Genomic DNA, 15508 nt, shown 5'->3' with positions numbered 1-15508 from the left:
ATCAGCTTCTTGATGGTTTCGGGAGTTGCGGCAACGCGCGTCTCACCAGCATGGGTTTCGAGAGGAACACCGATGTGCACTTCAATTCTCCTGCGTGATCTTTTTGGTGAACCGGCGCACTGCGGATGGCACGCGGGCATTGGGGAGGATCAGCACAAACCCGCTCAGGCTGCAGTTGCACTATGGCGGGGCGCGGCATTTTGCAGGCGAAGGCCATAGCCTTCAAGGCGTTATGAAGTAAAACTTGGCGATAACTACAAGTCATCGGCTGACCGGGCAACCAATGAAATCGCTGCGAGCCTTGCCACAGCTGGGTCTTAGCGTATTTAGCCGGCCCATATTGCAACCTGGGTATTCCCGCCATCGATACGGCGTTATCAGATCAACGGGCAAGCCCGGCAAGGCGGGGCCAGCCCAATGAATCAGGGCCTTACGCCTCTTTAACTGTGCAATAAATAGAACATTAGCAAGGCATCTTTTTTACTGGAACTGTAGCGCTCGGCATTGTTGACTACGGGGTCAGTTTAAGCCGTGGCGTCTGTACTCCGCGGCCTTGCCAGGCTGCCAGGGCTGGTCGCAACAGTGTCAGGAGCTTGATTCGGTCAACGTCAAGGGCTTGGCTAATTCAAACCGCTGGACTCGGCATAGGCACTGGCCTCCCGCACCAGCCAGTCGCGCAGGTGCAATAGCGCCGCCGACTCTAGCTTGCGCTCGGGGATGATCAGGTAATAGGCCTTGTCACTCGCCAGGCTGTGCGTCGAAGCCATGACCAGGCGACCCTCGTCCAGCTCGCGGCGGATCAGAAAGGGCGGGATCAGAGCGATGCCCATCTCATGCATGGCGGCCTGAGCCAGCATGGAAAACAGCTCATAGCGCGGCCCGCTCATATCGCGCGGGCTGTTCAAACCCTGGGCGTTGAACCACTGGCGCCAGGCATAGGGCCGGGTGGTCTGTTGCAGCAGTGGCAGCGCGGCGATCTGCTCGGCGCTCAGCTGCGCCTGGTCCTGCAGCAGCGCCGGGCTGCACACCGCCATGGCGTTCTCGCGCATCAGCAGGTGCGAGCGGGTACCCGACCAGTCGCCATCACCGAAGTACACCGCCGCGTCGAACTCGGTATCGGCAAACAGAAAGGGTCGGGTGCGGTTGGTCAGGTTGACCGTGACCTCTGGGTGCAGGCGCTGGAAGTCCTTCAAGCGCGGCAGCAGCCACTGCGTGCCGAAGGTCGGCACCACCGCCAGTTCGATATTCATGGCGCCTTGCTGGCCCATCACCGCCAGGGTGTCGCGCTCCACCGCATCCAGTTGCCCGGCGACTCGCCGCGCATAGGATTGCCCGGCCTCGGTGAGCACCACGCCCCGCCGCGAACGGCGAAACAGCTCGATATTAAGGAAGGCTTCCAGCGCGGCGATCTGCCGGCACACCGCGCCCTGGGTCAGGCTCAGTTCCTGCGCGGCCTTGGTAAAGCTCTGGTTGCGAGCGGCGGACTCGAAGGCGATCAAGGCGGCGGTGCTGGGGATCTTGCGGCGCATCTGTGCGTCACTCTCACTTTATTCGGTTAAATATCCTGCTTAACCCTATCTCGAAGTGAGTAAAGCGCACAACTAGGTGCGTATTAGTCGTTTGCAGGCCCGCCACAAGCCGCCTAGGATCAATCCCACGCTTAGCGGGTGTTTATCTCCGCACCTTTATTGTCCTGATTCGAGGTTTCCGCATGGCCAAGGCAAGCTTTAACTGGATCGACCCGCTGCTGCTCGACCAGCAACTGACCGAAGAAGAACGCATGGTGCGTGACAGCGCCCAGCAGTTCGCCGCCGACAAGCTGGCCCCGCGCGTGCTCGAAGCCTTCCGCCATGAGCAGACCGACCCGAAAATCTTCCGCGAGATGGGCGACACCGGCCTGCTCGGCGCGACCATTCCCGCCGAATACGGCGGCAGCGGTCTGAACTACGTGTGCTACGGCCTGATCGCCCGCGAAGTCGAACGCATCGATTCCGGCTACCGCTCGATGATGAGCGTGCAGTCCTCCTTGGTGATGGTGCCGATCTTCGAATTCGGCAACGAGGCGACCAAACAGAAATACCTGCCCAAGCTCGCCAGCGGCGAATACATCGGCTGCTTCGGCCTGACCGAGCCGGACCATGGCTCCGACCCGGGTTCGATGATCACCCGGGCGAAGAAGGTCGACGGCGGCTACCGCCTGACTGGCGCGAAAATGTGGATCACCAACAGCCCGATCGCCGATGTGTTTGTGGTCTGGGCCAAGGACGACGCCGGCGAGATCCGCGGCTTCGTCCTGGAAAAAGGCTGGCAGGGCCTGAGCACCCCGGCGATCCACGGCAAGGTCGGCCTGCGCGCCTCGATCACCGGCGAGATCGTCATGGACAACGTGTTCTGCCCGGAAGAGAACGCCTTCCCCGACGTGCGCGGTCTGAAAGGCCCATTTACCTGCCTGAATTCCGCCCGCTACGGCATCAGCTGGGGCGCGCTGGGCGCGGCCGAGTTCTGCTGGCACACTGCGCGTCAGTACACCCTGGATCGCAAGCAGTTCGGTCGCCCACTGGCGCAAACTCAGCTGATTCAGAAAAAGCTCGCCGATATGCAGACCGAGATCACCCTGGCCCTGCAAGGTTGCCTGCGCCTCGGCCGGATGAAGGACGAAGGCAGCGCCGCGGTGGAAATCACCTCGATGATGAAGCGCAACAGCTGCGGCAAGTCCCTGGACATCGCCCGCCTGGCCCGCGACATGCTCGGCGGCAACGGCATCAGCGACGAGTACGGCGTGGCCCGCCATCTGGTCAACCTGGAAGTGGTCAACACCTATGAAGGCACCCACGACGTGCATGCGCTGATCCTCGGCCGCGCGCAGACCGGGCTGCAGGCGTTCTTCTAAGAACCTGTTTCGATCTGCTGCGCGTCGGCCCTGCTGCGTTAAAAACAGGCTCGGAATGCTCATGTACAAAAGTACATTCCGCTTCCTTTCCTGTTTTTGCCTTGCATGGCTCTAGCTCGCGAGATCGTAAGCAGGTTCTAAGCGACTTCGTAGGATGGGTTAGCCGCGCAGCGGCGTAACCCATCACTCGGCCCGATGGGTATCGCTGCGCTCAACCCATCCTACGTTTCTCTCCCGTGAGGCTTTCCATGTCCGGCGCCCTTTCGCATATCCGCGTTCTCGATCTATCCCGCGTACTCGCCGGGCCCTGGGCCGGGCAGATTCTTGGCGATCTGGGGGCCGAGGTGATCAAGGTCGAACGTCCCGGCAGCGGCGACGATACCCGTCACTGGGGCCCGCCCTATGTGAAGGATGCCGAGGGCAACGACTCGCGCGAGGCAGCCTACTTCCAGAGCGCCAACCGCAATAAGCAGTCGGTGACCCTGGATTTCACCCAGGCCGAAGGCCAGCGCCTAGTGCGCGAGCTGGTGCGGAACTGCGATGTACTGCTGGAGAACTTCAAGGTCGGCGGTCTGGCGGCTTACGGCCTCGACTACGCATCGCTGAAAGCCATCAACCCACGGCTGATCTACTGCTCAATCACTGGCTTCGGGCAAAACGGGCCCTACGCCAAGCGAGCAGGTTATGACTTTATGATCCAGGGCCTCGGCGGGCTGATGAGCCTGACCGGCAAGCCCGACGGCGAGGAGGGCGCCGGCCCGATAAAGGTCGGCGTCGCCCTTACCGATATCCTTACCGGCCTGTACGCCACGGTCGGCGTGCTGGCGGCGCTGAATCAGCGCGAGCAATCGGGCCTCGGCCAGCATATTGATGTCGCCCTGCTCGACGTGCAGGTGGCCTGCCTGGCCAACCAGGCGATGAATTACCTGAACACCGGCGTGCCGCCCAAACGCCTGGGCAACGCCCACCCGAATATCGTGCCCTACCAGGATTTCCCCTCGGCCGATGGCAACTTCATCATCGCCGTGGGCAACGACGGGCAGTTCCGCAAACTTTGCGAGGTCGCCGGCCTTACGGCTTTGGCCGACGACTCGCGTTTTTCTTCAAACCAGGCCCGCGTCGCCCACCGCGCCGAGCTGATCCCGCTGCTACGCCAGGCCACGGTATTCAAAACCACCGCCGAATGGGTAACGCTGCTGGAAGCCGCCGGCGTGCCGTGCGGGCCGATCAACGACCTGGCCCAGGTATTTACCGACCCCCAGGTACAAGCCCGCGGCCTGCGCCTCGACCTGCCCAACAGCCTGGGCAGCACCACGCCCCAGGTCGCCAGCCCGCTGCGCCTATCGGAAACCCCGGTGCAATACCGCAACGCACCGCCGCTGCTCGGCGAACACACCGAGCAAGTGCTAAGCCGTCACTTGGGCCTGAGCGCGGAACAGATCGCCGCCTTGCGTGAAAGTGGGGTGCTTTAACCCGGCTGCCCATCCACCCGCGCGCTGCAGAACATCCCCGTATAATGACGCACAAACAGGGCAAAGGCCGCGACCCATAACAGGCTGGACAATCCTAATCCCGCAGCCGGCGCGAACGGCACCAGCAGCACCCGCGCCAGCACCGCCAGCTGCACACTGGCAAACGCCCAACCCATGGCTGCCGGCGGCTGTAACGGCCGTCCGGTATGACCAAGGCTGACCCGCGCGAGCATCGCCAGAATTGCCCCGCCGAGCGTACCCAGCGCCAGCGCGTGGTAAGCCAGGCTGGGGTTGTGCAGCCAGCCGAGATGCCAGGCCGCCAGGGCCGTTAACGCCAGCGGCAGCCAGGCATAGGCCAGGTGCAGCGACCAGAGCAGCGGCACCCGCCAGATCCCGGCGTCGTACCAGTGCCACAAACGCAAACCATGCAGCGCAACCAGAGCCAGCAACAGCGGCAGCATCCATAGCGACGGCTGTAAGGCAACGCCGCTGGCAAACAGCAGCGCCAGGCTGAGCGACAACAGCAGCACCAGCAGATACAGGCGTGGCTGCGGCGCAGCAGGCTCCGCTCGATTAAGGCCGCGTTGGGTGAAGAACGGAATCACCCGCCCGCCGATAATGCTCACCAGCGCCGCGATCAGCCATAAGCCAGCCAATGCACCGCGTCGCTGCAGCCCATCGTCACCCAGCGCCAAACCATACAGCAGCAACCACTCGCAACCCGCCATCAGCAACACCACAGCCACCAGCGGGTAGTTGCGCCACTGGCGTACCTGCCACAGCTGCCGTCCAAGCAACAACGCCAGCAGCGGTAGAAAGGGCAGTTGCAGCGCCAGCAACAGTGGCAACGGCGCACCGAGCAGCCAGGCCAGCCGTGCCACTAACCAGAGGCTGAACAACGCGGCCAGTGGCCACCCGCTCAGGCCCGGCCGCCCCGTCCAGTTCTGCACGGCGGTGAGCAGAAAACCGGCAATAATCGCCACCGCAAAGCCGAACGGCAGCTCATGCCGGTGCCAGGCCAGGCTGCCGCCCACCGGCTGCCAACCCGCCAGATAACCCAGCAACGCCAGCGCCCAGAGAGCAATCGCCAGTAGAGCAAACAGCGCCCCGCCGAGAAAGAACGGGCGAAAGCCCAGCCGCCACAGTGGCGCAATGGCCAGCGCCTGCTGCCGGTCACGCAACTGCACAGCACGGCGCCTGTTGCGTGCGCAGGTGTTGCTGCGCGGCCAGGCGCAGCACATAACCGAGTTTGAGCAGGCCGGGGCCGATGATCGTTAGCGAGTGCGCCGTGACCAGGCTGCCCATGTTCAGCTGCGCCTCCAGACCATAGGCGCCCAACAAGCCACTGAGTAACAGCAGCACGCCGACCAGCAGCAGGCGGTTCGCCAGTTGCAGTGCCCGCGCGGGGCAGGATAGATACGCCAACATAATCACCTCCAGGTCGCGTTACTAACTGTCCAGCGCGCTGGCCGGGCCAAAGAACTCATAGTGGCTCTGCGCCGCCGGCACGCCGAGGCTGTGCAGATGCCGTTTGACCTGCGCCATAAACGCTTTGGGGCCGAGGAAGTAGGCATCCAGATCGCGTTGCTCGGGCAGCCACTCAGACAACTGTTCCAGGCTCAGTAGGCCTTCGGCATCCGCCTGATCGCCGTCGCGCGGCTCGCTGTAACAGACGTAATGACGCAGCTGCGGACGCTCATCGCGCTGCGCTTCGACCCACTCGCGGAAGGCATGCACACCCGCGTGGCGGGCGCAGTGGATAAAGTGGATATCGCGGCCCGTATCGCGCGCCGCTTCCAGCATGCTCAGCGCCGGGGTGATGCCGACGCCAGCGGTGATCAGCACCAGCGGCTTGTTGGAGTCGCGCAGCACGAAATTCCCCGCCGGGGCGAACAGCTCCAGGCTGTCGCCGACCTGCAGCTGGTCATGCAGGTAATTGGAGACCTTGCCGTCCACCTCGCGTTTAACGCTGATGCGGTACTCGCGGCCATTGCTTAGGGCCGACAGCGAGTAATTGCGACGCTGTTCCTCGCCATCCACCAACAGGCGCAGGCCGATGTATTGGCCGGGCTGGAAATCGACCACGGCAGCACCATCGGCCGGCACCAGGTACAGCGAGACGACCTCCTCACTCTCCTGCACCTTGCGGCTCAGGCGGAAACTGCGCGCCCCGCGCCAGCCACCCTCGGCCGTGGCGTTGGCGTTGTAGGCGGCCTCTTCGGCACCGATGAGGATGTCCGCCAGCTGCCCATACGCCACGCCCCAGGCCTCGATCACCGCATCGGTGGCGATCTCCTCACCCAGCACTTCACGAATCGCCCGCAGCAGGCAGCTGCCGACAATCGGGTAGTGCTCGGGCAGGATCTGCAGCGACACATGCTTGTTGACGATCTGCCCCACCAGCGGCCCCAGCGCCTCCAGCCGGTCGATATGCCGGGCGTACATCAGCACCGCATTGGCCAGGGCACGCTGCTGGCCGCCGCTGGCCTGATGCGCCTGATTGAACAGCGCGCGCACCTCGGGGTACTCGCTGAGCATCATCTGGTAGAAGTACCGGGTCAGGGCCTCACCGCCGTTCTCCAGCAGGGGTACGGTGGCTTTGATCAGGGCGGTTTGGGCAGGGGTTAACATAGAGCTTCCTCATCAGGGCGACACGCTGCACTTGCGCAGCGATGCGGTTCATATCACCCTGACTATTACAGGAAGCGTGCCAATAATTTTGTTTATATAAATCATAGGCTTATAAATGATTGTGTCTTTATGACAGCAAGCGTTTTGAGTCTAAATGACAACTGACGTGTCCTTATGACAGCAAATCCATTGCTTGCCGCCCTGATTCCCCTGGTTGCCGACCTGTCCCGCGAGTTGCCGCAAGCCGAGCGCTATCGCCGCCTGCTGCAAGCGCTGCGGCAGCTGCTGCCGTGCGACGCCGTGGCGCTGCTCAAACTCGATGGCGAGGTGCTGATTCCGCTGGCCGTGGAGGGCCTGAGCGCCGACACCCTCGGCCGGCGCTTCAAGCTCAATGAACACCCGCGCCTGCAGGCGCTGTTGGCGCAACGCGGGCCGACCCGCTTTGCCACCGATTGCGAGATGCCCGACCCCTATGACGGCCTGGTCGACGGCCATCGCGGCCACCTGCCGGTACACGACTGCCTCGGCTGCCCGCTGTATGTGCAGGAGCAGCCCTGGGGCCTGCTGACCCTCGACTCGCTCGACCCGGCGAGTTTCGGCCAGCTCGACCTGGATAACCTGCAAGCCTTCGCCAGCCTGGCCGCCGCCACGGTGATGGCCAGCGAGCGGATCAATGCGCTGCTGCGGCGCGCCGAGGATCAGCACCAGTTGGCCGAGGCCTATAAGCAGGCCGCCGGTCAGCAGCGCCCGCGCGAACTGATCGGCCAGAGCGCCGTGCACAAGCGCCTGCAAGAGGAAATCGCGCTGGTCGGCAACAGTGAGCTAAGCGTGCTGATCAGTGGTGAAACCGGGGTCGGCAAGGAGCTGGTCGCCGAGGCGCTGCACGCCGCCTCACCCCGCGCGGCCAAGCCGCTGATCAGCCTCAACTGCGCGGCGCTGCCGGACAATCTGGTGGAAAGCGAACTGTTCGGCCACGTGCGTGGGGCCTTTACCGGTGCGCACAACGAGCGCTGCGGCAAGTTCGAACTGGCCGACGACGGCAGCCTGTTTCTCGATGAAATCGGCGAGCTGCCGCTGGCCGTGCAAGCCAAGCTGCTGCGCGTATTGCAAAGCGGCCAGCTGCAACGGGTCGGTGCCGACCAGGAACAGCGGGTCAACGTGCGCGTGCTGGCCGCCAGCAACCGCGACCTGGCCGAGGAAGTACGCGCCGGGCGCTTTCGCGCCGACCTCTATCACCGCCTCAGCGTCTATCCGCTAAAAGTCCCGGCGCTGCGCGAACGCGGCCGCGATGTCTTGCTGCTGGCCGGTTACTTCCTCGAAGCCAACCGCGCCCGCCTGGGCCTACGCAGCCTACGCCTGACCAGCGATGCCCAGGCCAGCCTGCTGGCCTACAACTGGCCAGGCAACGTGCGCGAACTCGAACACCTGATCGGCCGCGCCGCCCTCAAGGCCCTGGCCGGTTGCCGCGAACGCCCGCGCATCCTTAGCATCGACAGCACCCATCTGGATCTGCCGACCAGTCAAACCGCCGCAGTACCTGCAACGCCAAGCGCAGCAGAGCCGCGCAGCGAACTGCCACTGCGTGAAGCCCTCGACGCCTACCAGAAGCAGCTGATCAGCCAGGCGCTGGCGCGCCACCAGCACAAGTGGGCCGCCGCCGCCCGCGAACTGGGCATCGACCGCGCCAACCTGATCCGCCTGGCCAAGCGTCTGGGTATGCAATAAGTCCCGCAGTACGGCATCTGCCAGAGCCACAATGGCCAACCCGGCTACAGCTATGCCGTGTTTACGAGCCTGCACGCTAGCCAGGCCTGGCTCACGCTACACCGGCCTGCATCACAAGGTTGCGGGGCGCGCTGTTGAGCCTGGTAGAACCAGCAGTTGAGCGTTTCGAGCTGGCTTTGGGGGCGACTGTGCAGAATGCACAAGGGCCACGAATGTGGCCCTTGTGGGTTAGCGCCTGATGCGATCAGGCATGCACCTGGGACGGGTCACGGCGGCTGTCCGGGCCGTTCATCAATGCTGCACCGGTGGTTTCATCCATGGCTTGCTGCAGGGCCTTCTTGCGCTTCTCTTCGGCGCGGTGGGCGAAGAACCACACCAGGAAGGTGGCGAAGGACACCGCCAACAGGATCAGGCTGGCCACCGCGTTGATTTCCGGCTTCACGCCCAGACGCACGGCAGAGAAGACTTCCATCGGCAGGGTGGTCGAGCCTGGACCGGAGACGAAGCTGGCCAGTACCAAGTCGTCCAGCGACAGGGCGAAGGACATCATGCCGCCGGCCGCCAGAGACGGCGCGATCATCGGGATGGTGATCAGGAAGAACACCTTCCACGGCTTGGCACCCAGATCCATCGCCGCTTCTTCGATGGACAGGTCCAGCTCACGCAGTCGCGACGACACCACCACCGCCACGTAGGCCGAACAGAAGGTGGTGTGGGCGATCCAGATGGTCAGCACGCCACGCTCGGCAGGCCAGCCAATCAGCTGGGCCATGGCCACGAACAGCAGCAACAGCGACAGACCGGTGATCACCTCGGGCATCACCAGCGGCGCGGTAACCAGGCCACCGAACAGCGTGCGGCCCTTGAAGCGGGTCACCCGGGTCAGCACGAAGGCGGCCATGGTGCCCAGCGCTACGGCGGCAATCGCGGTGTAGCAGGCGATTTCCAGCGAGCGCACCACCGCGTTCATCAGCTGGGTGTTGTCGAGCAGGCCGACGTACCACTTCAGCGACCAGCCGCCCCACACCGTGACCAGCCGCGAGGCGTTGAACGAGTAGATGACCAGGATCAGCATCGGCAGGTAGATAAAGGTCAGGCCGGCCCACAGCATAAAGTTGGAGAAACTGAAACGTTTCATGCTCGCCCCTCCAGCTCTTTGGCTCGGCTGTGCGGAATAAGCCGGTTAAACAGAATGATCGACGCCATGCGAGTAAACGGCTTCATGGTCGACCCTCCATTTCTTTGGCCTGGTTACGGTTAAACAGAATGATCGGCACGATCAGAATCGCCAGCATCACCACCGCCAGCGCAGAAGCTACCGGCCAGTCGCGGTTGTTGAAGAACTCCTGCCACAGCACCTTGCCGATCATCAGGGTCTCCGGGCCACCGAGCAGTTCCGGAATCACGAACTCACCGACCACCGGGATAAACACCAGCATGCAGCCGGCGATGATGCCGTTCTTGGCCAGCGGCACGGTGATTTTCCAGAAGCTGTTGTAGGTGCTCGAACCCAGGTCCGCAGCGGCTTCCAGCAGGCTCTGGTCGTGTTTAACCAGGTTGGCGAACAGCGGCAGGATCATAAAGGGCAGGTACGAGTAAACAATGCCGATGTACACCGCCAAGTTGGTGTTGAGGATCTGCAGCGGTTCGCTGATCAGCCCCAGCCACATCAGGACGGCGTTGAGCAGACCGTTGTTGCTGAGGATGCCCATCCAGGCATACACGCGGATCAGGATTGCCGTCCAGGTCGGCATCATGATCAGCAGCAACAGGACCATTTGCTTGTCCTTGTCGGCGCGGGCAATCGCATAGGCCATGGGAAAACCGATCACCAGGCAAAGCAGGGTGCTGACCGTGGCCATTTTCAAGGAGCCCAGGTAAGCCTCCAGGTACAGCGCATCCTCGCTGAGGAAGATGTAGTTGCCCAGGTTGATGATCAAGGTCAGCTTGTTTTCCGCCCAGCTGTACACATCGGTGTAGGGCGGGATGGCCACATCGGCTTCGGCGAAGCTGATCTTCAGCACGATAAAGAACGGCAACATAAAGAACAGGAACAGCCAGAGGAACGGCACCCCGATAACCAGGTGGCGGCCTTTGGGCATACGGCGGCTGATGCTTCGAATAATGTTCATGAGCGCAATGCCACCCCGCTATCGTCCTCCCACCAGACGAATACTTGATCGTCCCAGGTAGGCCGGGCGCCACGCCGTTCGGCATTGGCGACGAAGGACTGGACGATCTTGCCGCTGGGCAGTTCGACATGGAACACCGAGTGGCCACCCAGGTAGGCGATGTCGTGCACGGTGCCGCGCGACCAGTTGTATTCGCAGCTCGGCTGCTCGGTGGTCACCAGCAGTTTTTCCGGGCGGATGGCGTAGGTGATGCTCTTGTCCTGCACCGAGGTGCTGACGCCGTGGCCAACGTAGATATTGCGTTCCAGGTCGGGGCTGGCGATCAGCGCATGGCCTTCCATGTCCTCGACCACCTGGCCGTCGAACAGGTTGACGTTGCCGATAAATTCGCAGACCAGCCGGCTGGTCGGGGTTTCGTAGATGTCCACCGGGCTGCCGATCTGGGCGATCCAGCCCAGGTGCATGATGGCGATGCGCTGGGCCATGGTCATGGCCTCTTCCTGGTCGTGGGTCACCATCACGCAGGTCACACCGACGCGCTCGATGATCTCCACCAGTTCTAGCTGCATTTGCGAGCGCAGCTTCTTGTCCAGGGCGCCCATGGGTTCGTCGAGCAGCAGCAGTTTCGGCCGCTTGGCCAGCGAACGCGCCAGGGCCACGCGCTGGCGCTGGCCACCGGAGAGCTGGTGCGGCTTGCGCTTGGCGTACTGGGTCATGTGCACCAGCTTGAGCATCTCTTCGACGCGGGCGTCGATTTCGGCTTTCGGCAGTTTGTCCTGCTTGAGGCCGAAGGCAATGTTTTCCGCCACACTCATATGCGGGAACAGCGCATAGGACTGGAACATCATATTGATCGGCCGCTCGTAGGGCGGCAGGTCGGTGATGTCTTCACCATCGAGCAGAATGCGCCCTTCGGTGGGCCGCTCGAAGCCGGCGAGCATGCGTAGCAGGGTCGACTTGCCCGAGCCGGAGCCGCCGAGCAGGGCGAAGATTTCACCCTTGTTGATGGTCAGGGAAACATCATCCACTGCGATGGTTTCGTCGAACTTCTTCGTCACGCGCTCGATCTTGACCAGCACCTCTTTCGGTTGCTGATCGCCCTCGAGAACCTTTTTATAGGCACTGGAAGCAACTGCCATTACCAAAACTCCCCGCAAAAGTAGCGCCCGACGTCGGACGGTTGAAATGAATGGGCTGTAATTTTCAAAAAAAACACACGTGTGACCGCCTTGGGGTCGAGCAGACGACCAAGGACAGCGAACGATAAAAAAACGTGCTCTTCGACTATTCGCAGCAACACAGCGCGTCGTGATGGTTAACCCAGGGCTACTGCATCACGCCGACAGGCTGGCTGTGGTTCTTTGGGTTTCTGGCGGGAGGCCCCGCCAGAACCGGATTGCTGCGTGTCGCCAGGGCTTAACGGCCCGACTTGACCTTGGTCCAGCTGCGTGTCACGGCGCGCTGCACCGATGGGCTCAACTCGGCGAAGGTATACAGCTTCTTGCTGGCCGCCTCGGTTGGATAGATGCCCGGGTTATTGCGGATTTCCTCAGCCACCAGCGGCGTTGCCGTGCTGTTGCCGTTCGGGTAGGCCACGTAATCAGAGATTGGCGCGATCACTTCCGGGGTCAGGATGTAGTTGAGGAAGATGTGCGCAGCTTCGACGTTCTTGGCGTCGGCGGGAATCGCCATCATGTCGAAGAACGAAGCGGCACCTTCTTTCGGGATGGTGTAGGCGACCGGCACGTTGTTCTTGGCTTCTTCAGCGCGCGCCTGGGCCTGGAAGATGTCGCCGGACCAGCCCAGGGCGACGCAGATATTGCCGTTGGCCAGGTCGGAGATGTACTTGGAAGAATGGAAGTAGGTGACGTAAGGACGCACCTGCATCAGCAGCTCTTCGGCTTTTTTCACGTCCTCGACGCTGGTCGGGTTCGGATTCAGGCCCTGGTAGTGCAGCGCGGCAGCATAGACTTCATCCGGCGCGTCGAGCATGGAAACGCCACAGGACTTGAGCTTCTCCATGTTTTCCGGCTTGAAGATCACGTCCCAGGAATCGATGGTGTCCACGCCCAGGGCGGCTTTGACTTTTTCCGGGTTGTAACCGATGCCGGTGGTGCCCCACAGGTAAGGGAAGGCGTACTGGTTGCCAGGGTCGGCGGTTTCCAGCGCTTTCATCAAGTCAGCGTTGAGGTGCTTCCAGTTTGGCAGCTTGGACATGTCCAGCTTCTGGAATACGCCGGCTTTGATCTGCTTGGCCAGGAACTGGTTGGACGGCACGACCACGTCGTAACCCGAACCGCCGGACAGTAGCTTGGCTTCGAGGGTTTCGTTGCTGTCGAAAACGTCGTAAACGACCTTGATACCGGTTTCTTTTTCGAAATTCGCCAGGGTGTCTTCGGCGATATAGTCCGACCAGTTATAGACGTGCAGCACTTTTTCCTCGGCCTGAGCAACGCCAGCAATGGCGCCCGCCAGGGACAACGCGAGAAGGGTTTTGCCGAATGTTTTCATGCTTACAGCTCCTGTTGTCGTGTTAGTTTTCCAGCGGATGATGCAGCCAACAAGCGCCACCTTCCGGTGAGCCAGACTGACGCACTGGCGCAGTCTGGCAAGGACATGACACTTTTTACAATGTTCAGACGTTACTCTAAACCTTAGGCCAACAGCGACTGGGCCGTCAGGTCGAGACAGTGGCGTGCCTTGGTCATCAACTCGTCAATTTGCGCATGGCTAATCACCAACGGTGGCGAAATGATCATGGTGTCGCCTACGGCGCGCATGATCAGACCATTATTAAAGCAGTGACCGCGGCAGATCATGCCCACCCCCACCTCTGCACTAAAGCGTTTGCGGCTGGCTTTGTCCTGCACCAACTCAATGGCGCCCAGCATGCCGACGCCGCGCACTTCACCGACTAGCGGATGGTCTGCCAGCTCACGCAGACGCTTTTGCAAATAGGGTGCCGTTTCTGTCTTGACCCGCTCGACAATCTTTTCTTCGCGCAGGATGCGCAGGTTTTCCAGGGCCACCGCCGCGGCCACCGGGTGCCCGGAATAGGTAAAGCCGTGGTTGAAGTCGCCGCCCTGGTTGAGCACCTCGACGATATCGTCACGCACGATCAGCCCACCCATGGGGATATAGCCACTGGTCAGGCCCTTGGCGATGGTCATCATGTGCGGGGTGTTACCGAAATAGTCACTGCCGAACCATTCGCCGGTACGGCCGAAACCGCAGATCACTTCATCGGCGACAAACAGAATGTCGTACTTGGCGAGGATTTCGCGGATGCGCGGCCAATAGCTGTCCGGCGGAATGATCACCCCGCCCGCGCCCTGGATCGGCTCGGCAATAAAGGCGGCGACATTGGCTTCGCCGACTTCGAGGATCTTCTGCTCCAACTGATCTGCGGCCCAGATACCGAAGGCTTCGGGGCTCATGTCGGCGCCTTCGCCGAACCAGTAAGGCTGCGGAATATGCACGATGCCCGGAATCGGCAGGTCGCCCTGCTCATGCATGTACTTCATGCCGCCCAGGCTGGCACCGGCCACGGTGGAGCCGTGGTAGCCGTTGACCCGGCTGATGATCACCTTCTTGTTTGGCTGGCCTTTGATCGCCCAGTAATGGCGCACCATACGCAGCATGGTGTCGTTGCCTTCCGAGCCGGAGCCGGTGAAGAACACATGGTTCATCCCGGCCGGGGCCAGCTCGGCAATCGCCTTGGCCAGTTCCAGCGCCGGCGGCGTGGCGGTCTGGAAGAACATGTTGTAGTAGGGCAGCTCTTGCATCTGTTTGGCGGCGGCGTCTGCCAGCTCCTTGCGACCATAACCAATCGCCACACACCAGAGCCCGGCCATGGCATCGAGGATCTTGTTGCCCTCGCTGTCCCACAGGTACACGCCGTCGGCCTTGGTGATGATGCGCGGCCCGTTTTCCGCCAGCTGTTTGAAATCGCTGAACGGCGCGAGATGGTGTTCGCGGCTCATGGCCTGCCACTCGCGGGTTTTCGGGTTGGTCACTTGACTGTTCATATCTACACCTTTAATTGGCGACGTTTAAAACGTCGCGAGCGCAGGAGAGACAAGGCGAAAACAGGCGAGGAAGCGGAGTTTACGACTGTAAATGAGCATGATGCGCTCCGCTTACCCTTCGGGCCGTCCTGTGGACGTTCACCGGCGAGGCCGGTGTCCGAGCCTGTTTTCAACGCAGTATCTCCAAGCGCAGCAGTTTTAAACCGACAGCAGCAGGAACTCACGTTCCCAGGAGCTAATAACCCGCTTGTAGTTCTCGTGCTCGGCGCGCTTCACCGCGACATAGCCACGCATAAATTTCTCGCCCAGGTACTTCTCGGCGTCCTTGCAGGCTTCCATGCGCTCCAGCGCGTGCTCGATGGTGATCGGCAGACGCAGGTTGCGCCGCTCATAGCCACGGCCCTTGACCGGCACGCTCGGCTGCAGGCCATCGACCATGCCCATATAGCCGCACAGCAGCGAGGCGGCGAGGACCAGATAGGGGTTGGCATCGGCACCGGCCAGGCGGTTTTCCACGCGGCGGTTCTGCGGCGTGGCTTCCGGTACGCGCAGGCCCACGGTGCGGTTCTCTTCGCCCCACTCGACGTTCACCGGCGCCGAGGTGTCCGGCAGGAAGCGGCGGAACGAGTT

13 protein-coding genes and 1 pseudogene are annotated in these 15508 nt (G+C 62.1%); 3 read left to right on the top strand and 11 right to left on the bottom strand.

Translation table 11 applies throughout. From position 1 onward, the window contains the following. Together WA145_RS06520 and WA145_RS06515 are read right to left on the bottom strand one after the other, a co-directional pair. The coding region (locus tag WA145_RS06520) for a hypothetical protein (protein WP_422580791.1) at window positions 1–80 on the bottom strand (80 nt) is incomplete at its 3' end. A 540-nt stretch (window positions 81–620) separates the two neighbouring features. Beyond that, window positions 621–1529, bottom strand: coding sequence for a LysR family transcriptional regulator (locus WA145_RS06515; RefSeq protein ID WP_422580789.1), 909 nt, complete (start codon window positions 1527–1529; stop codon window positions 621–623). A 182-nt stretch (window positions 1530–1711) separates the two neighbouring features. Here WA145_RS06515 and WA145_RS06510 point away from each other — a divergent pair, with 182 nt between their 5' ends. Together WA145_RS06510 and WA145_RS06505 are read left to right on the top strand one after the other, a co-directional pair. Beyond that, window positions 1712–2890, top strand: a complete 1179-nt coding sequence (locus WA145_RS06510) for an acyl-CoA dehydrogenase (RefSeq protein WP_422580788.1) — start codon at window positions 1712–1714, stop codon at window positions 2888–2890. Window positions 2891–3138: 248 nt separating this feature from the next. Next, window positions 3139–4362: a CaiB/BaiF CoA transferase family protein gene (locus WA145_RS06505; protein WP_422580787.1), complete on the top strand. Its 1224-nt coding sequence runs from the start codon at window positions 3139–3141 to the stop codon at window positions 4360–4362. Here WA145_RS06505 and WA145_RS06500 read toward each other — a convergent pair. From WA145_RS06500 to hmpA, 3 genes are read right to left on the bottom strand one after another with little or no spacing between them, the layout of a single operon-like run. Then, window positions 4359–5549 carry an NnrS family protein gene (locus tag WA145_RS06500; protein ID WP_422580786.1) on the bottom strand — a complete coding sequence of 397 codons (1191 nt, stop codon included), beginning with the start codon at window positions 5547–5549 and terminating at the stop codon, window positions 4359–4361. The two genes, WA145_RS06505 and WA145_RS06500, sit on opposite strands and share 4 nt — an antisense overlap. Continuing rightward, the gene (locus tag WA145_RS06495) at window positions 5536–5790 is read right to left on the bottom strand and encodes a transmembrane sensor/regulator PpyR (RefSeq protein WP_422580785.1); all 255 of its coding nucleotides are present in this window, start codon (window positions 5788–5790) and stop codon (window positions 5536–5538) included. The genes WA145_RS06500 and WA145_RS06495 overlap by 14 nt, the downstream gene beginning before the upstream one ends. Window positions 5791–5811: 21 nt before the next feature. Next, a complete protein-coding gene (gene hmpA, locus WA145_RS06490; RefSeq protein WP_422580784.1) occupies window positions 5812–6993 on the bottom strand; it encodes an NO-inducible flavohemoprotein in 1182 nt (393 codons plus the stop codon). A gap of 174 nt (window positions 6994–7167) precedes the next feature. Between hmpA and norR the strand changes: the two genes are divergently transcribed. After that, window positions 7168–8718: a nitric oxide reductase transcriptional regulator NorR gene (norR, locus tag WA145_RS06485; RefSeq protein ID WP_422580783.1), complete on the top strand. Its 1551-nt coding sequence runs from the start codon at window positions 7168–7170 to the stop codon at window positions 8716–8718. Window positions 8719–8962: 244 nt separating this feature from the next. Here norR and WA145_RS06480 read toward each other — a convergent pair whose 3' ends face one another. The 6 genes and pseudogenes from WA145_RS06480 to WA145_RS06455 all read right to left on the bottom strand — a co-directional run. Beyond that, window positions 8963–9856, bottom strand: coding sequence for an ABC transporter permease subunit (locus WA145_RS06480; RefSeq protein ID WP_422580782.1), 894 nt, complete (start codon window positions 9854–9856; stop codon window positions 8963–8965). A gap of 82 nt (window positions 9857–9938) precedes the next feature. Next, the gene (locus WA145_RS06475) at window positions 9939–10820 is read right to left on the bottom strand and encodes an ABC transporter permease subunit (RefSeq protein WP_422580790.1); all 882 of its coding nucleotides are present in this window, start codon (window positions 10818–10820) and stop codon (window positions 9939–9941) included. A gap of 26 nt (window positions 10821–10846) precedes the next feature. Beyond that, a complete protein-coding gene (potA, locus tag WA145_RS06470; protein ID WP_422580781.1) occupies window positions 10847–11989 on the bottom strand; it encodes a polyamine ABC transporter ATP-binding protein in 1143 nt (380 codons plus the stop codon). Window positions 11990–12266: 277 nt separating this feature from the next. Continuing rightward, window positions 12267–13361: a polyamine ABC transporter substrate-binding protein gene (locus WA145_RS06465; RefSeq protein ID WP_422580780.1), complete on the bottom strand. Its 1095-nt coding sequence runs from the start codon at window positions 13359–13361 to the stop codon at window positions 12267–12269. 143 nt (window positions 13362–13504) lie between these two features. Continuing rightward, complete coding sequence (locus WA145_RS06460) at window positions 13505–14878, bottom strand: aspartate aminotransferase family protein (RefSeq protein WP_422580779.1); 1374 nt, start codon at window positions 14876–14878, stop codon at window positions 13505–13507. Between the two features lie 198 nt (window positions 14879–15076). Further along, window positions 15077–15508: pseudogene (locus WA145_RS06455) on the bottom strand (glutamine synthetase); the annotation flags it as partial.

The organism is Pseudomonas sp., assembly GCF_049301935.1.
In the GTDB taxonomy this organism is placed as follows: Bacteria; Pseudomonadota; Gammaproteobacteria; order Pseudomonadales; family Pseudomonadaceae; genus Aquipseudomonas.
This window is presented reverse-complemented; position numbering and strand designations above follow the sequence as displayed.